This is a genomic window from Akkermansia muciniphila, from assembly GCF_030848305.1.
In the GTDB taxonomy this organism is placed as follows: domain Bacteria; phylum Verrucomicrobiota; class Verrucomicrobiia; order Verrucomicrobiales; family Akkermansiaceae; genus Akkermansia; species Akkermansia muciniphila_A.
Genome location: NZ_CP114598.1, coordinates 1265229 through 1287152, shown reverse-complemented (window position 1 = coordinate 1287152; position 21924 = coordinate 1265229). Strand labels below are relative to the sequence as shown.

Below are 21924 nucleotides of genomic sequence, written 5' to 3'. Positions count from 1 at the left end.
TATGAGCAATTGGATTACAGACAACAAGCCCGCCGCCATGGTCGCGGGCGTGGGGCTTCTCTTATTCCTGGGGTTATCCGCGACAGGGTACATCGTCAATTCCAAACGCAGTGAGCTGGACAAAAAAATCAGCATTGCCGCCAAGGAAATCAAGTCCGCCAATGCTGCGGAAATCACTCCGTGCCGTTCATCCAACGAGGATCTGGAAAAGGAACTGAACCGCTATGCCAAGGCGGTGAACAGCCTGGAAACGGCCTACAAGCCCTTCCTTGCCTCTTCCGCGCTGGTTCCCACCACACCCACGGCGTTCCAGAATGAACTGAAAACATTCAGGGATTCCCTGATCTCCTCCTGCAAGAAAAAGAACATCCTCATCACGGACACCTCCAACTGGCTCGGCTTCCAGGTTTACAGCACCCAGGCGCCTTCCGTTCAGGCAGCCTCCACGCTGGGTTTTGAATTGAAAGCCATCAACAGTCTGGTCAACAAGCTGACGGAATGCGGCCTGTCCAAATTCATCAAGGTATACCGCCCCCAGCTCCCCATTGAAACCCCGGCGAACAATCCGGAAGAATCGGACGAAGCCGATCAGTCCCCATGGACTCCCATGCCTTTGGAAATCGCCTTCCAGGGCGACCGGGAAAGTGTGTTGAACGCCATAAACGCCATAACCGGCATGCAGGACTATCTGTTCACGATCAACTCCATCCGGATCCGCAACGAACGGATGATGCCCCCACCCATCGCCAATCCGGCGGCCGCCAAGCCTGCCGCTGACCAACCTGCCACGGGTGCGGCTTCCCTGACTCCTGCGGATGAAGCGGCCGCACCTGCGGCGCCGGCCATCCAGCAAGTCATCAAGCCTTACATGGGCAAGGAGCAGATCTTTGTCCAGGTCTCCCTGAATCTGATCCACTTTAACCAGCCCAAGGCTCAGGAAGCGTCCGAAGATTAACCACGGCAACCAACCGCAGCAAATACTTTCAACATGTCTGAAAAACAAAATTACGACAAAATCCTGTTGGCATCCGGAATCGTCCTGGGCCTGGGGGTGGCCGCCTATGGTACGCTGACCCTTATGGGACTGAATGACAAATACAAGTTCCCCATACAGATTTCCGAAAAAACCATTGAGCCGCCTCCCGGCATCAGGAAAGCCGCGGAAGTAGGCCAGGAACTTTCCGCCTCCCACGAGCTCAAGCCGATTGCCCAGGAAACACAGAAGTATGTGGGCTTCGTAGCCCCCAATCTCTGGATTAAGGAGGGAGAAATGGAACCCTTTGACATCATCTCCGGCCCTCCTATCCATGGCAACATTCCGAACAAATGGTTCCTGGACAACGGACTGGAAAATGAATTCGTTTACTCGGACGTCCTGACCCGGGACCCTGACAACGACGGTTTCACGGTGGAGGAGGAATATGCGGCAAAAACCCATCCCAATGACCCGAACAGCCATCCGTCCCTGGTCAACAAGCTTTTTGTCGACGAAATCAAGCAGTTCGGTTTCTACCTGGCTTTCACCCAGGCGGACGGCAATGACTTTACTTTTAAGGGCATGAACCGCGCCAAACAGGAAATTTGGAAAAACATTGTCCAGACCAACGGCAAGTTCGGCGCCCGCAAGAATACAAAAGACGAACCCAGGTTCGAGCTTGTCAGCGTTGTTAAAAAGGAATTCAAAAATCCCAGCCTGGACATGGTGGAAACGGACGAGGAAGCCGTCGTCAAGGATTTGAAGCCGACCAAAAACGGACAAACCTACACCATCAGGCGCGGAACAAAATACGTCATTCCAATCATTGATAAGAAAGTAAACCTTACTATCACCGCCGGCCCTGAACGGGATACCAGCTTTGAAGTAGAGGAAGGTTCCGACTTCCGGATTCCGGGAGACGCCAAACAGGTCTACACGCTGAAAACCGTTGATAATGCTACACAGACCGTAACCATTGCCAACAAAGTCACTGGAGAACAAACAACACTGAGCAAGAAAAAATAGAGCCGGATTTAAACTTTTCTGAAAAAAAAGCTTCACAAATCCGAAAAACATGTAAAAAGAAGAACCTAACTATGGACCACGCACCACTTTATCAACCGAAGCGTTCCCTGATTGCGCTGATGGCCATTGCTGCCTCCTGCCCGTTTGCGCAGGCTGGTGATGGCGGCGCCGTCGGAACCTCCAGTGCCTTGGGTTCGTCCTACGCCGGACCTGGCAGTTACCAATACCAGTCCAGTGCAGCGCGCACAGCCATGGCCCGCCGCGAAGCGCAAACCCAGGAAGCCATGCAGCTCCTTGCGGAAGGCCGCAACCTGTACCGCGAAGGCAAGTACAAGGAAGCCCTGGACAAATACAACGCCGCTTACAACATGCTGCCTTCCGCGCCGATCAACGACCAGCGCAAGGAAGCCATCGCCAACCACATTGGCGACGCCAGCATCGCCGTTGCTCAGGAATACATCAAAGTGGGGCGCTATGACGAAGCTGACAAGCTTCTGCAGGATGCCATCAAACTCAATCCCCGGAGCGCCAAGCTTGCCAAGCAGACGCTCGAATACATGAAGGATCCGATTCGCACGAATCCGGCGCTCACCCCCGAACACGTGAAGAACGTGGAAAAGGTGAACACCCTCCTTCACATGGCCTATGGTTACTATGACCTCGGCGACTACGACAAAGCCATCGCCGAATTCAACAAGGTTCTCTCCATTGACCCGTACAACGTGGCGGCCCGCCGCGGACAGGAAACGGTTAACCGTCGCAGAATGGCTTACTATGCAGCCGCTTACGACGAAACCCGCAGCACCATGCTGGCGGAAGTGGACAAGATGTGGGAACGCCCCATCCCGATGGAAGTTCCGACCGGAGCCGACGGCACTGACAACGCGCCGATCACGGACATCAACGGCGCCACGGCCAATCTGATGAAGCTCAAGAGCATCATCATCCCCTCCGTCTCCTTTGAAGACACCACCGTAGAAGACGCCATTGACTATCTGCGCAAGAAGTCCATTGAACTGGACCGCACGGTAGGCCCGAACGGCGAACGCGGCATTAACTTTGTCATCAATGATTCCCAACCCGCCGCCGTCGCTCCCGCCGTTCCCGCGACTGATGAAGACGGCTTTGGCGAAGAAACCGCGGAAGTCACGGAAGCTGCTCCGGCCGCAACCCCGCAGGAAAGCATCCGCACCCGCAAAATCGGCCAGTTGAAACTGACCAATGTTCCCATGCTGGAAGTGCTCCGTTTCATCTGCAGCAATGCCGGCCTGCGCCAGAAGGTGGAAGACTATGCAGTAACCATCCTCCCTGCCGGCGGCAATGACGTGGATCTGTATCAGCGCACCTTCTCTGTGCCCCCGGGCTTCCAGTCCGCTCTCCGCACCACCGTCGGCGACGGCGGCGGCGAAGTCAGCGACGACCCCTTCGGCGGCGGTGGAGAAAGCTCCTCCGGCCTTAAGCCCATGCCCTCCATCCGCAGCCTGCTGCAAAAGAGCGGCATCAGCTTCCCGGAAGGCGCCACGGCATTCCTTGTCAATGGCAATTCCTCCCTGGTCGTCCGCAACACTTCCGGCAACCTGGATCTGATCGAACAGCTCATTGAAAACACCCGCGGCGAATCCCAGCAGGTGCGCATCATGACCAAGTTCGTGGAAGTCACACAGGAAAACACGGAAGAACTCGGCTTTGACTGGATCGTCACCCCGTTCTCCGTAAGCAATGACCGCAGCACCTTCCTGGGCGGCGGCACGAACTACGGCACCGGTTCCACTCCCGACAGCTTTACCCAGTCCCCCGGCGGCGTGACCGGCTGGCCTGTGAACAGCGGCAGCGATACCATCAACGGCCTCGTTACCGGCGGCAACCGCACGGGTGATTACGCCATCACCAAGAACTCCGTAGACAATCTGCTGAACAGCACCAACCGCTCTGAAGCCTCCCAGAAAAATGCCGCTCCCGGCATCATGTCCCTGACGGGCATTTATGACGAAGGCTCTTTCCAGATGCTGATGCGCGGCCTGTCTCAGAAGAAAGGGTCCGACGTTCTCACCGCTCCCAGCGTAACCGCCAAGTCCGGTGAAACCGCCAAGATTGAAATCATCCGCGAATTCTGGTATCCTACCGAATATGAACCGCCGGAACTTCCCAATTCCGTAGGCAATAATAACGGTTACAATAACAATGGTTACGGAAACAACGGCAACCTCGTGAACGGTCTGTTGGGCAATCAGATCCAACCCCAGATATCCAGCTTCCCTGTCACTCCCGCCACTCCCGGCGTGTTTGAAATGAAGCCCGTCGGCGTAACTCTGGAAGTGGTGCCTACCATCGGCGACAACAAGTACATCATCGACCTGAACTTCAAGCCCAGCATCGTGGAATTTGAAGGCTTCGTGAACTACGGCAGCCCGATCCAGTCCACCGGCGTTGGTTCCGACGGTAAGCCGATGTCCCTGACGCTGACGGAAAACCGCATCGAGCAGCCGATCTTCTCCAAGCGGTCCGTTGAAACGTCCCTGTTCATCTACGACGGCCACACCGTGGCAATCGGTGGTTTGATTACGGAAAACGTGCAGACGGTGGAAGACAAAGTGCCGATCTTCGGTGACCTGCCTCTCATCGGCCGCTTCTTCCGCAGCAACTCCGACAACCACATCAAGAAGAACCTGATGATCTTCGTAACGGGTCAGATCATTGACGCCACGGGCCAGCCCGTACGCGGCAATGCCCTTCCCACTGCGGCCGCTCCGGAAAGCGCTCTTCCCGCTTCCGAAGGCCTGCTGCCTCCCATGTAGGCTGCGTGCATAATGTCCATATTGGAGCGGGTGAAAGGGTAATCCTTTCACCCGCTCTTTATATCCCAAAAGCATCTTATCTTCCCCCATGAAAACCTTGGTTGTTACCGGAGGAATAGCCACCGGGAAATCTACATTCATCCGTCTGCTGATGGAGGCGGGAGACAAACGTCTGCGCCTGTTTGACTGTGATGCGGAAGCGGGCAGGTTGCTGGACGGCGGTACGCTGAAAGAGACACTCTCCGGCGTTTTCGGCCCAGACAGCGTTGACTCCCACGGAAAGGCTGACAGGCATTTTCTGCGGGAGCTTGTTTTCCGGAATCCGGAAAGCCGCAGAACGCTGGAAGGAATCATTCATCCCCTGCTGCACCAAGAATGTCTTGCGCAAATGCTGGCAGCGCGTCAGAATGCGGAGGTAGACGGGTTTGTCATTGACGTGCCCCTGTTTTTTGAAACATCGGCGCGCTATTGCCAAGATGCCGTGTGCGTGGTGGCTGTTTCCAGGGAAACGCAGAAAACCCGCCTGGCTCTCAGGAATGGATTCCGGGAGGATATGATTGAAGCCATTCTGGCGGCCCAGCGCCCCATAATGGAAAAAGTGGCTGCGGCCGACTTCGTCATCTGGAATGAAGGCCCCCCGGACCTGCTCCGCAAGCAAACCCAAAGACTCTACCAACATTTTTTTCATGACTGAAGAACTCGACAATACTCCTTCCCCCGCCGGGGATCTTCCGCAGGAAGCTCACCCCAAGCCCCTCCCCGCTCCGGAAGAAACAGCCGGGGAACAGCCGGCTGCCGCCCCGGAGGAAAACAGTGGAACCGCAGTCCGGGAGGAAGAAGCGGCAACTCCTGTTCTGGAGCAGATTGATATCAATGAACTGCGGAACCGCCCTCTGAACGATCTCCAGGAAATGGCGGAAGGGCTGCCCATCCGGAACGCGGCTTCCCTCACCAAGTCCCAGTTAATTTTTGAATTGGGAAAACAGCTCCTGGCAAAGGGACATGAAGTCGTGGTTTCCGGGGTCATGGAACAAGCCAAAGATAATTACGCCATGCTGAGGGATCCGGTTAAAAGCTTCCGCACCTCTCCGGATGATATTTACCTGGGCGGCAACCTCATCAAACCGCTGCATCTCCGCGTAGGCCAGCAGATCAAAGTCAGGCTGCGCAAATTGCGGCCCCATGACAAGTACCTTTCCGCCTCCTCCGTCATCAGCGTGGAAGGCATCCCTGCGGAAGATTACCGGGCGCGCAGCGATTTTGAACGCCTCACCCCCCTTTTCCCCAAGGAACGCCTTCTTCTGGAAAACAAGGGGGTCAATTCCGCCGCCATGCGCGTGCTGGATCTCATGACGCCCTTCGGCAAAGGGCAGCGCGGCCTGATTGTGGCCCCCCCGCGCGGCGGGAAAACCGTTCTTCTGAAAACAATCGCCCGTTCCATCAGAGCCAACTACCCGGAAGTAGAACTGATTGTGCTGTTGCTGGACGAACGCCCGGAGGAAGTAACGGATTTTGAAGAAACCGTGGACGCTCCGGTATACGCCTCCACCTTTGACGAACCTTCCCGGCGCCATGCCCAGGTTTCCGACCTGGTTATCGAACGCGCCAAACGTCTGGTGGAAATGGGCAAAGACGTCGTCATCCTGCTGGATTCCCTCACCCGGCTGGCCCGCGGCTACAATGCCAACCAGACGGGGGGACGCATCATGTCCGGCGGCCTGGGGGCCAATGCGTTGGAAAAACCGCGCAAATTCTTTTCCGCGGCGCGCAATGTGGAAGAAGGCGGCAGCCTGACCATCATCGCCACATGCCTGGTGGATACGGAATCAAGAATGGATGAAGTGATTTTTGAAGAATTCAAGGGAACGGGCAATCTGGAAATCCGCCTGGACCGGGAACTTTCCGAACGGCGCATTTATCCGGCCATTTCCCTTTCCCAGAGCGGCACCCGCAATGACGACAGGCTGTATAACGAACAGGAGTTCGTCAAAATCATGCAATTACGCCGTCAGCTCGCCATGAAACCGGGCTGGGAAGGCCTTCAGGCCCTCCTGCAAAATATCTCCAAGACCCAGAATAACGCGGAACTTCTGTTGACGGGGCTGCGGTAGGATTTTCTATCCGGGCCTGCTTTTCACCGCCTCCGTTCCGCCCGCCGAAACGGAGGCTTTTTTATCAGGATATTTTCCGTTATTCCAAGATTCCGCGGCAGCATCCGGATACCGGGATGAAGAGCATCCGCCCATAAACAGGGGGAGGAAGAGAATTCCCTTTCGTCACATGTCCAGTTTCACCCGGAAAATACGCATGGAGTTGCCCACCGCAAGCAGGCAGACGCCCACATCCGCCATCACGGCGGCCCACATCCCCGCCAGCCCCAGAATACCCAGCGCCATGACCAGAATTTTGACGCCCAAAATAAGAACGATGTTCTGCACAATGATGCGCTCTGTGGCTTGGGAAAGCATCATCCCCAGAGGAACGGCCAAAGGATCTCCCTTCATCACCACTACGTCAGCCGCCTGAAGAGCCGTATCGGACCCCACGCCGCCCATGGCAATGCCGATGTCGGCGGCAGCGAGGGAGGGGGCATCATTCATGCCGTCCCCCACAAAGGCAAGCAGCCCCTTTTCAGATTGCAGCCGGCGCACATGCTCCAGCTTGTCGGCAGGCATCAGCCCGCAGAATACCTCGTCCATCCCCAGTTTAAGTCCCACCTCTGCCCCTGCGGAAGAAGAATCCCCCGTCAGCATGACCAGGTTGGAAACGCCCAGTTTCCTCAATTTCCGCACCGCGCGCTCCGCTCCCGGCTTGAGGCGGTCAGACAGGCGGAGACACCCCAGAAGAATGCCGTCCAACGCCGCATAAACGGTCACGCCACGGTCTTCTCCCTCCTCCATTTTTATGCCGGCTTCCTGAAGAAAAGCCTTTTTTCCCACCAGAACCAGTTTCCCTTCCACGCGGGCTGAAACACCCCCGCCCGTCACCTCCACGAGTTCCGCCACGCGGTCCGGGAACAGAGCCCCTTCATAGGCCTCCACAATGGAACGCCCCAGCGGATGGGAGGCGGAAAGCTCCGCATGAGCCGCCCAGTACAGCAACTCTTCCGGGGAAACGCCGTCACGGGGAAGCACTTCATCCACGGAAAAAACACCCTCCGTCAAGGTTCCGGTTTTGTCGAACACCACCGTCTTCACCTTCCGCAGGGCATCCAGATAATTGCTTCCTTTCAGAAGAATCCCCTGCCTCGCCGCTCTCCCTATTCCGGCAAAAAAGCCCAGCGGAATGGATAGCACCAGCGCGCAGGGACAGGAAATCACCAGCAGGACCAGCGCGCGGAACAGCCCGTCCGCCCAGCTTCCGCCCGTCACAAGTGGGTAAAGCAAAAATACCAGGACGGCTATGAAAATCACCAGCGGCGTATAAATGCGGGAAAATGAGGACAGCCTCCCCTCCAGAGGGGATTTGCGGCCAGACGCGGCCTCCACCAGTTCCTGGATCCTCGCCAGAGCGGAATGCCGCCAGTCCCGCTCCGTACGCACTTCCAGCACCCCCTGCCCGTTGATGTACCCCGCCAGCACAGGGCTTCCGGCCCCGGCTTCCACCGGCAGGGATTCCCCGGTCATGGCGGAGGTATCCAGCACGGAACAGCCTCCCGTCACCATGCCGTCCAACGGAACGCGTTCTCCGGGACGCACTTCAATCAGGGAGCCGGGCAAAACCTCGGAAAGAGGGACGTCATCTACGGCGCCGGCTTTTTTCACATGGACGGCCTCAGGCCTCAGATTTATCAATTCGCTTACGGACCGGCGGGAACTGCCTACCGCACGTTCCTGAAGGTACTCTCCCACGCGGTAGAACAGCATCACCCCCACCGCCTCGGAATAGTCCCCCAGGAACATCGCCCCCAGGGAAGCAAGACTCATCAGGAAATTTTCATTTATGGCGCGGCCGCGCATCAGTCCCATAAAAGCGGCCTTCAGCACATCCCAGCCTATCAGCAGATAGGCGCCCGCATAGGCGGCCACACCGACCCAGGAACCGCCTCCCGCCGCCAGAGCGCTGATGAACAAGGCAATGCCCAGCACGGCGGGAACGGGCCCGATGGCGTCGCCAGAACTGCAACGGCTTCCAGAACAGCAGCTTCCGGAACAACAGGAAGCTCCTTCCGGAAGATGTTCATGGGGATGATCCGTACTCATGACCTGTTCCGCTTGTACGCCTGCCGCTCCGGCATGGCAAGCCTTATATTAGTCTAATCTAACAAGAAGCCTGGGGTGATTTCTTGTTTTTAAACCGTTCCAAAATCCCCAGCCCCATGAATTCGTCCATCGCCATGGCTCCCGCCCCCAACAGCCCCGCCTCCGCTCCAAACCTGGCCGGCAGAATTCTCAAATCCTCCATGAGAAGAGGAAACAACTGTTTCCTGAGGTTCTCCAACAGTGGCTTCATCAACAAATCCCCTGCCTTGGCCACGCCGCCCCCGATGATGAAGGCGTCCGGCACCAGCGTATACATCAGGTTCATGATCAGGCAGCTCAGCATTTCCGCCGTATCCTCCCACAATTGGAGGGCTATGGGGCATCCGGACCGGGCGGCCTCGTCCAGATGTCTGGGCGTGCATTCATCCGCCGTCTTGACGATTCCCGCCCCGGCATACCGTTTAACCGCCTCCGCCGCCAGCTCGTTGTTGCCGATGTATTCCTCAATGGCTCCACGGCTGCCGAACGGACCCGTTTTTCCCTGGTAATGAATGCTGGTCTGGCCCAGTTCCGCAGCGGAGAGCCGCCTCCCCCGCAGCATGCGGTCATGCACCACGATTCCCCCGCCTATCCCCGTTCCCATCGTCAGGCACACCAGGCTGGACATGCCGCGCCCGGCGCCCAGCTTCCATTCCGCATAAGCCATGCAGTTGGCGTCATTATCCAGCACGACGGGGAGCCCCAGGGCCTGCTCCATCATCTCTTTCACCGGAATTTGCCGATCCCAGACCCTTACATTGGTGAGCTGGTAAAGCACTCCCTGCTGGTAATCGCACCATCCCGGCATCCCCATGCCCATCACGCAGGCGGTGGGGAATTGTCCGCGCAGGGTGCGGGCGGCCGCAATCATGGCGTCAATGATTGCCTGCGGGCTTTCGAACATGGCGGTAGGGATGCGGTCGGCCGTCGCCAGAATACGATCCCCCTCCGTTACGCCCATTTTGATGCTCGTGCCGCCGAAATCCACGGCCAGGGCACAGGGTTCTGAAAAATTCATGGGTCATACTTATGCCACCCATTCTCCGGAATCAACGTAAAAACGCATTCATCCCCACACCTTTCCGCGGCATGACGCACTTACTGTATAAAACACAACAAGCATCTTCCAGAAAGAGCTTGCCAGAACCGCGCCGCCCAGTCCATGATAACCTCCGTAATGATGGAAATGCCCGGTTCGGACGAGTGGTTCATGCGCCAAGCCATGAAAGAATCCAAAAAGGCCCTCGCGAAAGGGGAAGTGCCTGTTGGAGCCATTGTCGTGAAGGATGGCCGCGTGATTGGCCGGGGCTGGAACCAGGTGGAGACGCTCAAGGATGCTACGGCCCACGCGGAAATGATCGCCCTGACGGCGGCACAGGAAGCTTTGGGCGACTGGCGGCTGGAAGGCTGCACCCTGTATGTCACCAAGGAACCGTGCCCCATGTGCGCGGGCGCCATCGTCCATTGCCGTCCGGACCGCGTCGTTTTCGGCTGCCCGGATGCAAAAACCGGGGCTGCGGGAGGCTGGATCAATCTGCTGGATTCCAATCCTCCCCTGAACCACAAGTGCGAGGTGCGCCCCGGCGTATTGGGAGACGAGTGTCTGCTTCATCTTCAGGAGTTTTTCCGCGCGGCGCGGCGGGCGGCAAAAGAACGGAAAAAACTGTCCGCGTGTCCTCCCGCCCCTCCGGATGAAAACAGGGAATGCGGCCCGGAATAAAACACTTTGCATTTGCCAAAGCAGCAGAGTCACGGCAAGCTAGCGGGACTATGGAACGCCGGAACGATAATGAAACTGCGGAAGGAATGGAACGCAAGCCGTCATGGATCAAGGTGCGCCTGCCCAACGGCCGGGAATTCTGGGACGTCAAGCAGCTTGTGGAAGGCAAGAACCTCTTTACCGTCTGTGAAGAAGCACACTGCCCCAACCGTTATGAATGCTGGAACCAGGGTACGGCCACATTCATGATTGCCGGAGAACGGTGCACGCGCGCCTGCGGATTCTGCGCCACCCGCACGGCCAAGCCCGATCCGCTGGATCCGGAAGAACCACAGCACGTGGCGGAAGCCGTCGTGCACATGAAGCTGCGCCACGCCGTGATTACCATGGTCACCCGGGATGATTTGCCGGACGGCGCCGCCGCACATTTCGCCCAGGTGATTCGGGCCGTCAGAAAAGCCAGCCCTTCCACAATCATTGAAGTGCTAGCCTCGGACCTGAATGAAAAGCCTTCTTCCATCCAGACGCTGATGGCGGCCCGTCCGCATATTTTCGGACACAATCTGGAGACGGTGGAACGCCTCACGCCCATCGTCCGTTTCCGCGCCCAGTACCGGCGGTCCCTGCGCGTTCTCAAGATGGCGCTGGAGTGCGTGAACGGCAAGGTTTCTACCAAAAGCGGCATCATGCTGGGCCTGGGAGAGACGGAAGACGAGCTTTTCCGCTCCATGGACGATTTGCTGGAGCACGGCGTCACGGTCCTGACGCTGGGACAATACCTGCGCCCCTCCCGCAACCATCTGCCGGTGGTCAAATACGTCCATCCGGATGATTTCGCCCGGTATGAGGAAATTGCGCGCTCCAAAGGCTTCAGGCACGTGGCGTCCGGCCCACTGGTCCGCAGCTCCTACCATGCCGCCAATTTCACCCCGGAAGCGGATGTTCTGGAAGCCATTAACGAAGATTTGAGAAAGGCCGGCGAACTTTAGAATAAATCTTGATTTTTTACCCCTCCCCTTTTATCATCCGGGCAATTCCACGTCATTGAGAATCTCATGAGCAAAACACGTTCCTTCATCAAGGCAGGAGCCATTCTGGGCGGCACGGTCATCGTGACGGCGGCTGTCGCCCCCCTGTTCCTGCCGAACCAGAATGTCAAGCCACTGACGTCCGCCCAGGCGGCGGAAATCACCGCACAGACCATGAACGCCAAGTGTGCGGACTGCCACAGCCCCGGCACGCATATTTCCGAACTGGTCAATACTCTTTCCGGAGGCCTGCTGGCGCGCCATATCAGGGACGGGCAGCGCAGCTACAATATGGAAGAGCCTCTCACCGCCGTCACCCTTTCCAAGCTGGAGCATGTGCTTCAAATCAATTCCATGCCTCCCACTTCCTACACCATGGTGCACTGGGGCAGTACGCTCACTCTCCGGGAGAAAAACGCCATGCTCCAGTGGATCAAGGATGAGCGTCTGAAAATTTTCGGCGACATGGTAGGTGAGGAATACGCCCTTTCCCCTCTTGCCCCCATTCCGGACGCCCTCCCCGCGGATCCGGCCAAAGTGGCCCTGGGCTACAAGCTTTTCCATGACGTGCGCCTTTCCACGGACAATACCGTTTCCTGCGCTTCCTGCCATTCCCTGGAAAAAGCCGGGACGGACAACCTGCCCACCTCCACCGGAGTCCGCGGTCAGAAAGGCGGCATCAACGCCCCTACTGTCTTCAATGCCGCTTTCCATGCCAAGCAATTTTGGGACGGACGCGCCGCCAACCTCCAGGAACAGGCCGGAGGGCCGCCCCTGAATCCGGTGGAAATGGGTTACGAACATCCGGATGACTGGAAGAAGATCGCTGCCAAGCTGGATCAGGACACCGTTTTTGCCGCAGAATTCAAAAAGGTTTACCCTCAGGGGTTCACCGGTGAAACCATCACGAATGCCATCGCGGAATATGAAAAGACCCTCATCACGCCGAACAGCCCGTTTGACCGTTACCTGAAAGGGGATAAAAACGCCATCAGCGAGAACGCCAAAAAGGGTTACAAGCTTTTCCTGAAGCTTGGCTGCCAAACCTGCCACACCGGTCCCGCCATGGGAGGACAGTCTTTTGAATACGCCGACCTTAAAGGCGATTTCTTTGCCGGACGCGCCAAAACCAATGACGATAACGGTCTGATGAATTTCTCCAAAAAGGAATCGGACAGACACCGGTTCCGTGTTCCTACCCTCCGCAACGTGGAACTCACCTGGCCGTACATGCATGACGCCTCCGCACAGACGCTGGAGGAAGCCATTACGAAGATGTATCATTACCAGCTCGGTTACGACAAACTGGACAAGAAGGAGGTGAGACTTCTGGTAGCCTTCCTGAAGTCGCTCACCGGAGAATACAACGGTAAACCTGTCCGGGGCGAAGTTTGCCCCGCCTCCTGAATCTGAAGAAAAACTCCTTTTCCAGCCGCGCTGATGAACATTCATTAGCGCGGCTTTTTTGTATCTTCCTTCCGTGTCCTACGGCAGGCATTACCAGGGAATTTCCACCTTCTCTCCATTAATAATAATTAGATTAAACTAATATATAATCAGTTCATATTAAATGAGCTTTGAATAAATGAAAGAAAGATAGCCGAATAATATCATTGACTTGTTAGTTTGATAAGACTAACTTTCTCCCGAACTTGATTCATACACGCACCATGCCACTCTCTATGCTCAACATCGGCGATATCCGCCAAGTCAACAAAATCCATGGCAGGGATGAAACCCGGCGTTTTCTGGAAAGTCTGGGGTTCATTGCCGGAAGCGCGATTTCCATCGTTTCCGAAAACGGAGGCAATTTCATTGTCAACGTCAAAGGAGCCAGAATTGCCCTCAGCAAGGCGCTTGCCAGCAAAATATTCGTTGCCTGAGTTCTTTCATCCAACAATCAACCATTATTCTATGACCAAACAACGTACACTAAGAGACGCCCTCATCGGGGAAACCGTCACCGTCGGAAAACTGGCGGGGGAAGGCCCGGTCAGAAGGCGCATCATGGACATGGGAGTTACCAAGGGAACGCAGATATTCATCCGCAAAGTAGCCCCCCTGGGAGACCCTATTGAAGTTACTGTCCGCGGGTACGAACTCTCCATCCGCAAATCGGAAGCCGAAAATATCCACATCCATTGATTCCGCTTTTATTACCGCACGTTTCCTGACCTGACAGCAAGACGGCGCACTCATTCATCAAGACAAGGAAACCATTCATGAGCAACATTACCATCGCCCTGGCGGGCAACCCCAACTGCGGAAAAACCACGCTTTTTAACGCCCTGACAGGCGCCAGCCAATACGTCGGAAACTGGCCCGGCGTCACCGTGGAAAAAAAGGAAGGCCGCCTGAAAGGGCATAAAAATATCATCATTGAAGACCTTCCGGGCATTTATTCCCTTTCCCCTTATACTCTGGAGGAAATCGTCAGCCGGAATTACCTGGTCACGGACCACCCCTCCCTTATCCTGAATCTGGTTGACGGCAGCAACCTGGAACGCAATCTTTACCTCACCACCCAGCTTTGCGAACTGGGCGTTCCCGTCATTATCGCGCTGAACATGATGGACATTGTCCGGAAGCGCGGCGACAGGATCGACACGGAAAAACTTTCACGCGACCTCGGTTGCCGGGTGCTGGAAATCAGCGCTCTCAAGGGGACCGGCATCCGTGAACTGATAGACGCCGTGGTAACGACGGCTGCGTCGGACGACGCACGCCCCCCGCAGGCCGTCCACTTTCCGAACCATCTGGAAAAAGCCATCGGAGAAATTGGGGACATCATCACCGGCAAATGCCTGGACCAGCAGAAAAAATGGTTTGCCGTTAAAGTTTTCGAAAGAGACCGGAAAGTCGCGGACCAGCTCGCTCTCCATCCCGAGGAACAATCCCGCATCAACGGGATTATTGAAACCATGGAGCGGAAAATGGATGACGACAGCGAGTCCATTATCACCAATGAACGCTATAATTCCATTTCCCGCATCATCAACAATGCCGTCGTTAAAGCCAGCCCCGGCGGCCTGACGGGCAGCGACAGGATTGATCGCATCATCACTAACCGCTGGCTGGGCCTCCCCATTTTCGCCGTCGTCATGTGGGCTGTATATTACATCTCCATCCAGACGATAGGCGCGTGGGGTACGGACTGGGCCAATGATACATTCTTCGGGGAATGGGTTCCGGAATGGGTGGGAGGCCTGCTGGAAAGCGCCGGCTGCGCCCCCTGGTTGGAAAGCCTGATCCAGGACGGCGTGATTGCCGGCGTGGGGGCCGTTCTGGGCTTCCTCCCGCAAATGGCGGTACTGTTCCTGTGCCTAGGCATATTGGAGGACTGCGGCTATATGGCCCGCGTAGCCTTTATCATGGACCGCATTTTCCGCAAATTCGGCCTTTCCGGGAAATCCTTTATCCCCATGCTTGTTTCCATGGGGTGCGGCGTTCCAGGAGTCATGGCGACCCGCACTATTGAGAACGAAAAGGACAGGCGCATGACCATCATGACCACCACGTTCATCCCCTGCGGGGCCAAAACCCCCATCATTGCCCTGATTGCCGGAGCCTTTTTCCCGGAAAATTCCTGGGTGGCTCCGGGAGCCTATTTCATCGGGGTGGGCGCCATCATCCTTTCCGGCCTCATTCTGAAAAAGACCGCCATGTTCGCCGGAGATCCCACCCCCTTCGTCATGGAACTTCCCATTTACCACATCCCGGCCTGGAAGAACGTCATCATCCATGCATGGGACCGCTGCAAGGCTTTCGTGCAAAAAGCCGGAACCGTCATCTTCGTGTCCAGCGCCCTGATCTGGTTCCTCTCCAGCTATAACTGGAAGGTGGATTCCGTAGAGCAGAATGACAGCATGCTTGCCTCCATCGGCAATGCGGCCGCGCCTGTCTTCCAGCCTTTGGGCTGGGGGGAATGGAAACCCGCCATGGCTACCATCACCGGATTGATCGCCAAGGAAAACGTAGTCGGAACCTTCGGCGTCCTGTATGCGGACGGCGGTTCCGGAGAAGATGAGGCGGAAAAAACGGAGGAACCCTCCGAAACGCAGGAAATGTCCCCCGCCGGCCAGGAGTTCCAGGCATCCCTGGAGGAAGGTTCCGGGGAATCCGCCGCTGAAGCGGAAGAAGAAGATGAAGACGCGGAAATCAGGGAAACAGGGGACCGCCTTGTCCAGGCGGGAGCCTTCACGTTCCTGAGCGCTTTCTCCTTCATGATTTTCAATCTTCTCTGCGCCCCCTGCTTCGCGGCCATGGGAGCCATCAGAAGGGAAATGAACAGCGCCAAATGGACTTTCTTCGCCATCGGCTACATGTGCGCCCTGGCGTACTGCCTGGCCTTCCTGACCTACCAGTTGGGAGCATGGATTTATGCGGAAGCTTCCTTCGGCATCGGACAGGGTGTTGCCCTATTGCTCCTGCCGGGTCTTATTTACCTGGTGGCAAAGAAACCTTATACAGCCTCCAATGACTGCTGAACCCACCCCTTAATTCTATCTACTAACCAATATGGGAACATATATCATCGCCACCCTTCTTTTCCTGGCTCTGGCCTACGCGTTATACAAAATCCTCAGCAAGCGCGGCAATTGCTGCGGCAGCTGCGGCAACGACAGCGACGGTTGTTGCGGCGGAAATTGCTGCGGCGGCCACCATCACGACCACGGAAAACGGGATTAGCCCCCCAATTCCGGCCCTCCCTTCCAGAACCTGCAAACCGTTTTCCGCGGTTTGCAGGTTTTTTGCCGCGTCGCATGCCGCCCCTGTCACTTAATCCAGCCGTGCTGGTACGCCGCCATAACCGCAATTACCAGCGCAATGAACAGGAAAATGAACCACATCACATTGTGGCGGTGGCGGTATTCCACGGCCATCAGAGGTTCCCATTCCTTTTCTACAAAGGAAAAATCGTCTCCATTGGCAAAACGGTCGTAAAGCATTTCCAGTTCCTTTCCCGTCACCCCTTCCGGGGCGGCGAATACCGGCGGGCAGCAGGAATCCTCCTTGAATACGATTTCGCAATGGTACACGCCGTCCGCTTCCTTGTACGACTGGAGGCATGCACCGTCGCGGGCGCACACTACGTGGCCGGTCGTTCCTTCCTGCAAGCGGCGCAGAGCAGTATCACGGTCGGTCACTTCATCATTTGAAATTTCCCATTGAACCTTACTCATTCTGTCAGTTTAAGATAATTTCCGTTCAAGTCAATATGGTTTTAAACGCTTCGAGCCCCGGAAACGTTACGGTTTCCATCCATCTTCCGGCGTGGCAAAAAACCTGCTTTTCCGGGAACGGCGGCAGGGAGCCTTATCTTCATCTGACGGTATTTTATGACAGCCCCGGAAGACTGAGGGCCATTCCAAGAGCCGGCATGGATTGCCGGTCAGATCAGCCGGCAGACGTCAATCAAGGAGGGCAAACGCTCTGTAATCAAATAAGCAGCGCCGCATCCTCTACCTGATCGAGAATGCGGCGCTGCCGCCAGGTCATGCAACCCCCTTCTATATCTTTTCCACGCAGGATTCCGCTCACTGCATGGAGACAGATAAGGAAGATTTAATATGACTGCGTTTTCATCAAATTCCGGCCATGCCCAATCCAGGAGAAAAGGCGGCCGCGTCCAGAATCAGCTGGTCAGAAAGAAAAGACTGCCTGAACGCCCCAGAGAATATTCTCGCTGGAAGCGCTGTAAGCCGGATTCGCAATGTACTGGAAATGCGGAACAACCTTGAAGTAATCATTCACCTGGAAGCTGTACATGACTTCCAGCACTTGTTCGCGGTTATGCTCAGCGCGCTCTCCGTCACAGGGAGTCTGCCCTTTGAACACACCGTAGGAAATGCCCAGGAAGTCATCTTCACGGGAAGGGAAGAGCTTAACGTTGGCTCCCACGGAGAATTCAGCGGAATTGCTCAAGTATTGTTTGGCGGCAAACCCGGCTCGCGAGTAAATGGTCAAAGGCTCACAGGGGGTATATTCAATGCTCGCGACAAGCCCGGCATTTTGGCGGCGGCGTTCGCCGGCCCCGTCATCCATGTCCACATCCGTACTGGCATAGAACGGATTGACGCGGAGAGTCGCAGCTCCATCGGCAAAAATATGGCCGTATTCGCCAACCACGGCATAACCATCGCCATGATTGGAATTAAAGGGGTTGTATCCGGAATCGCATCCCGTGCGGGAAACGGCAACCATCATGTAATTATTGCGGTTGAGTTCAACTTGCAGAATACCGCCAACATTGCTGTCCACCAGAGGAAGAATAGTGGAGTTCACAAACCCGTCATTGGTGAAAGAAGAGAACGAATCATTGGCGATGCTGACGGCATCAACATAGTTGGTGAGGTTCACCATGCCTGCAATGAGGCAGGCGCGCTTCCCCGCAAAGTATTGCATCAGGGCCACTTCAGGGAATATCCCTTCATGAGGTCCCATCGCGTCAGCGTGCAAACCGGAAGCCGTGGCATAGGCTTCAGTGAAAAACGTATCGCTCTGGGCGGATTCGCGATCCAGCCCCCATGAGCCGGAAAATTCCACACGCAACCAGGTTCCCCCGTTGGCCTTGTCTTCAATAAGACGCTGATTGAGCTGGGCATGAAGAAGAGCCAGGTTGGTATGGCGCTTAACATTGGAAACCTTTTCCGTATTCCAAAGTCCGTAGGCCATATCCACAGCCCATTGGGCGCCGTACTTATCATTGGCCTTCACCTTGTAGGCAGGATCGTCTTCTTCCGGGGTAAACATGTTGATACCCTGTAAAATATCACCAATAGCAGGGGTGCTGTCTTGAGCGATTACAGGAAGAGCCATGAGGCTCGTCAACGCCATTGCCATTATGCTATGCTTCTTCATAGAAAACAGTTAGTCTTATTGTTGGATATTTGTGGTATAATGATTGTATTATTGAACCAAGGCGGCGGAGAGGGAGCGCTTTTCTTTACAGGGAAAGTGCTCCGCTTTCGTTCTGCCGGGATTGCTCTTTCACAGCTCTGCCGCATGCCCCCATACAGAACTCACAGTCTCCGCAAAGCAGACGGTATCTGGGACGCCGGATGAGCAGCCCGGCCAGTTTCCTGTACCGGCAGATCCGGCGGAAGAAACGGTGAAGTCCTGTATGAGCCAAGTTCATGCAACACGGCAAAGTTAGATTGAACTAACTATTCAGTCAACACTTTTTCTTTCCGATTCCCTTGACCGGCTCCGGCCATCACCACAACGATTTATTATATTTTACTTATTATCAATATATTAAAAATATTCTTACACCCATCAAAAAAATTAGTTTCCACTAATTTAACTCAACATAAACGTCGAGAAAACGCATAGAAAATGCAGACTGGATTGGATATAATCCCATCCTGCCGGAAGAAAAGCGGCTGCATGCCGTCAAGGCCGGATGAACCCAATCAACATAATGACCATGAGTTACATGAACGACAAGGACCTATGAGGGGGTGTCGGAGTAATAATCGCCGCCATTAATGCGAAAGCAGTGAAAAGTCCCGCTGCCCGGAAACGGGCCGTTCAGAGCATGTTGAAAGCCATGAACATCCAGCGGGAGGCCACAGAGAAACTGGCAAACATCCGGGAAGAAACCAGCCCCAGGCCATTCTCCGCACGCCGGACAAACTCAGGCCGGAAACGCTCCGCAGCCACGAACCGGAAGAACGCGAGAAGTCCGGAAACCGGCCCGGTCCTTGTTTCTCCGCATAGCCGGGAAAGTTTCCTCTTTTCTGTTTTGCAAGGTGTTTCCGCCGCCTCCGTTCAGAATGGCTAAAGCATTCCGGATTACGGTTCCTGTTTACGGCGCGGAGCAGTCGGCCGGGGAAGCGGGCTGCCCCATGTATTCTATTCCCCTCTCTCTGCAACGTTCCGTCAGAATCCGGAAACGGGAGATTTCCTCCAGCGTCATGATATGTTCAATGCAGCAGGCCACTTCATCGGCGCGTTTTTCCTCCATCTTCAGCACTGTCATAAGGAACTCCTTCACCATGGTATGGCAGGAAATGACCCGGTCCGCGTAATAACGGCCTTCCCCGGTCAGGGCAATGGGAGAATACTGCGTGTATTCCACCAGGCCGCGTTCCTTCAACTGCTTCATGGCCAGTGAGGCGGAAGGCTTTTTCACATTCAGGGCTTCCGCAATCTCCCCTACGGTGGCGCACCCCTTTTTCAACTCAATGTTGCGGACGGCCTCAATATAATCCTCCAGACTGTTGCTCAACTCCGGAGTGGGGAATTTTTTGTGTATCATGATTGACTCTTATTAGGTTTGACTAACAAAAAAACAATAGCCAAGGATCTGTCCAAGTCAATCTCTTCCTGAAAAATATTAGATTTGCCAAACTTTTTTCTTGCAAGAATAGTTAGCGCACGCTAACTTTGATTCATAATCAGCTCCGATTCGGAAAGAAACAGTGAAAGAAAGCGCTCCGGCGGCGCATCCGCCAGAACGGAGTCCTTCTTCTCCAGGCTTTTTTCCTCCTCGCGCCCCTGCTGCTGCCGGGGCTGCGCCCTGAAAAGCTCCGGGAAAAACTGTCCCGCCAGCCGCCAGGGGAAACAGGCGCGGTCAAATTCTATGGGGAACGCGTCCACAAACTGTATGGACTAGTCATTCGGTGCTCTAACACATTATCGCCTAAACACGGACGCGTTCCCCTCATCTTTTTCTCCGGGGAAGACATCAATCAGCGGAGGATTGCCGCCGGACCGTCATATCCCCCGGGCGTATAACTGCGTATGGAGACGCCCCCCTCCGGCGTCACGTCCGCCGCCCAGCACTTGGCATGGCGGAAACAGGCGCCCAGGTTGACGTTCAGCCGCCTCCCCTTTTTCCCGCTCACCGCCCGGCGGTGAAGATGGCCGAAAATGACGACTTCCGCTTCCGGGAAAAAACAGTCCGCAAATTTCCTCATGCGCCGCATCATCGTCAGCCATGCCAGAAGAATCCGCGCGGGCCGTTCCGGCGGCCAGGCAGAATGAGCTAAAAAACGCACCAGCTTATTTTGATGTGCTCCGGGACGCGTGTAAACAGGCGGCACCAGCACGCTCATGGCACGCGCCAGCTCCAGCCGCCGCAGCAAATCCGCATCCGCCTCCGGGAACGCGGCAATCAGTTCGCGGGAAATCTGCTTGTTTTTCAAATATTCCCATCCCCACGGGGCCACCTCCCTGAACAGCGCATGGCCGTGCAAAGCGCAGATGCGCCCGCCCTGCAATTTCAGCAGTCCGGCTTTCTCGTCCGGATCATGGTTGCCGGCCAGCAGAACGGGCTGTACCCCGGCAGCCCGGCACATCCGCAGGAAACGGGCCCGTTTTTCCAAACCTTCCTCCCGGCAGGGGCCTTCACGGGTTTCACTGAGGTCGCCGCACACCACCAGATGGGAACATCCCTCCAAAAGAAACTCCAGCTCTTCCGGCTCCCGCACCAACGCCTTGGCATGGCCGAAATGAATGTCTGAGATAAATCTGGCGCGGTCCCCCGGAGCAAGAGCAAGTTCCTGAATCATAAAGACGAGGGAGGGAGAAAAACAGTCATGGAATCAGGAACGCTGCCGCACCATTTCATACAGGCATACGCCCGTAGCCACAGATACGTTCAGACACGGAATGCTTCCCTTCATGGGGATCCTCAGCAGGAAATCGCAGTTCTCTTCCGTCAGCCTCCTCATTCCTTCCCCTTCCGCTCCCATCACCAGAGCGGCCGGCCCCGTGAAGTCCGTTTCATACAGGCCGCGGTCTCCCTTGTCCGATGTGCCGAATATCCAGATGCCGCGGCTCTGGAGCTGCTTCATGGTACGCGCCAGATTGGTCACCTGAATAAAAGGCACCTTCTCCGCAGCGCCTACGGAAACGCGCAGCACCGTCTCCGTAATGCCCACGGATTTGTCCCGCGGGGCGATGACGGCATCCACTCCCGCGCCGTCCGCCGTCCGCAGGATGGCTCCCAGGTTATGGGGGTCCTGCACGCAGTCCAAAATCAGCAGCAGAGGGTTGGGGGATTTGTCCAGAATCCCGTCCAGCGCCTCCTCTCCCAGCGCCTTCACGGCAATTTTGGACGGCGCGCTGCGCACATGCTTGTTCCGGCGCGCTTCCTGTTCGTTCCCTTGGGGTCTCATGCCCATCAATT

General features: G+C 55.9%; 20 protein-coding genes. 12 read left to right on the top strand and 8 right to left on the bottom strand.

What is annotated here, in order from left to right; all coding sequences use genetic code 11:
- The first annotated feature begins 1 nt into the window (after position 1).
- From O4G22_RS05635 to rho, 5 genes are all read left to right on the top strand, one after another.
- The gene (locus O4G22_RS05635; protein WP_306702370.1) at positions 2–955 is read left to right on the top strand and encodes an Amuc_1100 family pilus-like protein; all 954 of its coding nucleotides are present in this window, start codon (positions 2–4) and stop codon (positions 953–955) included.
- Positions 956–988: 33 nt separating this feature from the next.
- On the top strand, positions 989–2002 hold the full coding sequence (locus O4G22_RS05630; protein ID WP_290488879.1) for an Amuc_1099 family pilus-like system protein: 1014 nt from the start codon (positions 989–991) through the stop codon (positions 2000–2002).
- A 71-nt stretch (positions 2003–2073) separates the two neighbouring features.
- On the top strand, positions 2074–4797 hold the full coding sequence (locus O4G22_RS05625; protein ID WP_290488877.1) for an Amuc_1098 family type IV pilus outer membrane protein: 2724 nt from the start codon (positions 2074–2076) through the stop codon (positions 4795–4797).
- Positions 4798–4885: 88 nt separating this feature from the next.
- Positions 4886–5491 carry a dephospho-CoA kinase gene (gene coaE / locus O4G22_RS05620; protein WP_094137360.1) on the top strand — a complete coding sequence of 202 codons (606 nt, stop codon included), beginning with the start codon at positions 4886–4888 and terminating at the stop codon, positions 5489–5491.
- Positions 5484–6908 (top strand): transcription termination factor Rho, encoded by a 1425-nt coding sequence (rho, locus tag O4G22_RS05615; RefSeq protein WP_306702369.1) that lies wholly within the window; start codon positions 5484–5486, stop codon positions 6906–6908. The genes coaE and rho overlap by 8 nt, the downstream gene beginning before the upstream one ends.
- A gap of 165 nt (positions 6909–7073) precedes the next feature.
- Here rho and O4G22_RS05610 read toward each other — a convergent pair whose 3' ends face one another.
- Together O4G22_RS05610 and O4G22_RS05605 are read right to left on the bottom strand one after the other, a co-directional pair.
- On the bottom strand, positions 7074–8999 hold the full coding sequence (locus O4G22_RS05610) for a heavy metal translocating P-type ATPase (protein WP_306702368.1): 1926 nt from the start codon (positions 8997–8999) through the stop codon (positions 7074–7076).
- Positions 9000–9057: 58 nt separating this feature from the next.
- Complete coding sequence (locus O4G22_RS05605; RefSeq protein ID WP_306702367.1) at positions 9058–10056, bottom strand: ROK family protein; 999 nt, start codon at positions 10054–10056, stop codon at positions 9058–9060.
- 144 nt (positions 10057–10200) lie between these two features.
- Here O4G22_RS05605 and tadA point away from each other — a divergent pair, with 144 nt between their 5' ends.
- The 7 genes from tadA to O4G22_RS05570 all read left to right on the top strand — a co-directional run bounded on the left by tadA (position 10201) and on the right by O4G22_RS05570 (position 16475).
- Complete coding sequence (gene tadA / locus O4G22_RS05600; protein ID WP_290488872.1) at positions 10201–10758, top strand: tRNA adenosine(34) deaminase TadA; 558 nt, start codon at positions 10201–10203, stop codon at positions 10756–10758.
- Positions 10759–10808: 50 nt separating this feature from the next.
- Positions 10809–11747, top strand: coding sequence for a lipoyl synthase (lipA, locus tag O4G22_RS05595; protein ID WP_094137355.1), 939 nt, complete (start codon positions 10809–10811; stop codon positions 11745–11747).
- 66 nt (positions 11748–11813) lie between these two features.
- A complete protein-coding gene (locus tag O4G22_RS05590) occupies positions 11814–13193 on the top strand; it encodes a cytochrome c peroxidase (protein WP_306702366.1) in 1380 nt (459 codons plus the stop codon).
- Between the two features lie 263 nt (positions 13194–13456).
- Entirely contained in the window at positions 13457–13669 is a 213-nt protein-coding gene (locus O4G22_RS05585; RefSeq protein ID WP_094137379.1) for a FeoA family protein, read from the top strand.
- A gap of 31 nt (positions 13670–13700) precedes the next feature.
- Positions 13701–13931 carry a FeoA family protein gene (locus tag O4G22_RS05580; protein ID WP_290488867.1) on the top strand — a complete coding sequence of 77 codons (231 nt, stop codon included), beginning with the start codon at positions 13701–13703 and terminating at the stop codon, positions 13929–13931.
- Positions 13932–14008: 77 nt separating this feature from the next.
- Positions 14009–16273 (top strand): ferrous iron transport protein B, encoded by a 2265-nt coding sequence (gene feoB / locus O4G22_RS05575; RefSeq protein WP_306702365.1) that lies wholly within the window; start codon positions 14009–14011, stop codon positions 16271–16273.
- Between the two features lie 31 nt (positions 16274–16304).
- Positions 16305–16475 carry a FeoB-associated Cys-rich membrane protein gene (locus O4G22_RS05570; protein WP_143245729.1) on the top strand — a complete coding sequence of 57 codons (171 nt, stop codon included), beginning with the start codon at positions 16305–16307 and terminating at the stop codon, positions 16473–16475.
- An 86-nt stretch (positions 16476–16561) separates the two neighbouring features.
- Here O4G22_RS05570 and O4G22_RS05565 read toward each other — a convergent pair whose 3' ends face one another.
- From O4G22_RS05565 to rlmB, 6 genes are all read right to left on the bottom strand, one after another.
- On the bottom strand, positions 16562–16969 hold the full coding sequence (locus O4G22_RS05565) for a hypothetical protein (RefSeq protein WP_094137351.1): 408 nt from the start codon (positions 16967–16969) through the stop codon (positions 16562–16564).
- Between the two features lie 460 nt (positions 16970–17429).
- Entirely contained in the window at positions 17430–18629 is a 1200-nt protein-coding gene (locus tag O4G22_RS05560) for a carbohydrate porin (RefSeq protein WP_306702364.1), read from the bottom strand.
- A gap of 967 nt (positions 18630–19596) precedes the next feature.
- Complete coding sequence (locus O4G22_RS05555; RefSeq protein WP_306713967.1) at positions 19597–20049, bottom strand: metal-dependent transcriptional regulator; 453 nt, start codon at positions 20047–20049, stop codon at positions 19597–19599.
- Between the two features lie 122 nt (positions 20050–20171).
- Entirely contained in the window at positions 20172–20390 is a 219-nt protein-coding gene (locus O4G22_RS05550) for a hypothetical protein (protein WP_306702362.1), read from the bottom strand.
- A 92-nt stretch (positions 20391–20482) separates the two neighbouring features.
- Complete coding sequence (locus O4G22_RS05545; protein ID WP_290488857.1) at positions 20483–21304, bottom strand: metallophosphoesterase; 822 nt, start codon at positions 21302–21304, stop codon at positions 20483–20485.
- Positions 21305–21337: 33 nt separating this feature from the next.
- Complete coding sequence (gene rlmB / locus O4G22_RS05540; RefSeq protein ID WP_094137344.1) at positions 21338–21919, bottom strand: 23S rRNA (guanosine(2251)-2'-O)-methyltransferase RlmB; 582 nt, start codon at positions 21917–21919, stop codon at positions 21338–21340.
- Between the last annotated feature and the right edge of the window lie 5 nt (positions 21920–21924).

Bases quoted from the DNA above. Each gene is read 5' to 3' on its own strand.
- O4G22_RS05635 (WP_306702370.1), top strand. From the start codon at position 2: ATGAGCAATTGGATTACAGACAACAAGCCCGCCGCCATGGTCGCGGGC.
- O4G22_RS05630 (WP_290488879.1), top strand. From the start codon at position 989: ATGTCTGAAAAACAAAATTACGACAAAATCCTGTTGGCATCCGGAATC.
- O4G22_RS05625 (WP_290488877.1), top strand. From the start codon at position 2,074: ATGGACCACGCACCACTTTATCAACCGAAGCGTTCCCTGATTGCGCTG.
- coaE (WP_094137360.1), top strand. From the start codon at position 4,886: ATGAAAACCTTGGTTGTTACCGGAGGAATAGCCACCGGGAAATCTACA.
- rho (WP_306702369.1), top strand. From the start codon at position 5,484: ATGACTGAAGAACTCGACAATACTCCTTCCCCCGCCGGGGATCTTCCG.
- O4G22_RS05610 (WP_306702368.1), bottom strand. From the start codon at position 8,999: ATGAGTACGGATCATCCCCATGAACATCTTCCGGAAGGAGCTTCCTGT.
- O4G22_RS05605 (WP_306702367.1), bottom strand. From the start codon at position 10,056: ATGAATTTTTCAGAACCCTGTGCCCTGGCCGTGGATTTCGGCGGCACG.
- tadA (WP_290488872.1), top strand. From the start codon at position 10,201: ATGATAACCTCCGTAATGATGGAAATGCCCGGTTCGGACGAGTGGTTC.
- lipA (WP_094137355.1), top strand. From the start codon at position 10,809: ATGGAACGCCGGAACGATAATGAAACTGCGGAAGGAATGGAACGCAAG.
- O4G22_RS05590 (WP_306702366.1), top strand. From the start codon at position 11,814: ATGAGCAAAACACGTTCCTTCATCAAGGCAGGAGCCATTCTGGGCGGC.
- O4G22_RS05585 (WP_094137379.1), top strand. From the start codon at position 13,457: ATGCCACTCTCTATGCTCAACATCGGCGATATCCGCCAAGTCAACAAA.
- O4G22_RS05580 (WP_290488867.1), top strand. From the start codon at position 13,701: ATGACCAAACAACGTACACTAAGAGACGCCCTCATCGGGGAAACCGTC.
- feoB (WP_306702365.1), top strand. From the start codon at position 14,009: ATGAGCAACATTACCATCGCCCTGGCGGGCAACCCCAACTGCGGAAAA.
- O4G22_RS05570 (WP_143245729.1), top strand. From the start codon at position 16,305: ATGGGAACATATATCATCGCCACCCTTCTTTTCCTGGCTCTGGCCTAC.
- O4G22_RS05565 (WP_094137351.1), bottom strand. From the start codon at position 16,969: ATGAGTAAGGTTCAATGGGAAATTTCAAATGATGAAGTGACCGACCGT.
- O4G22_RS05560 (WP_306702364.1), bottom strand. From the start codon at position 18,629: ATGGCAATGGCGTTGACGAGCCTCATGGCTCTTCCTGTAATCGCTCAA.
- O4G22_RS05555 (WP_306713967.1), bottom strand. From the start codon at position 20,049: ATGATACACAAAAAATTCCCCACTCCGGAGTTGAGCAACAGTCTGGAG.
- O4G22_RS05545 (WP_290488857.1), bottom strand. From the start codon at position 21,304: ATGATTCAGGAACTTGCTCTTGCTCCGGGGGACCGCGCCAGATTTATC.
- rlmB (WP_094137344.1), bottom strand. From the start codon at position 21,919: ATGGGCATGAGACCCCAAGGGAACGAACAGGAAGCGCGCCGGAACAAG.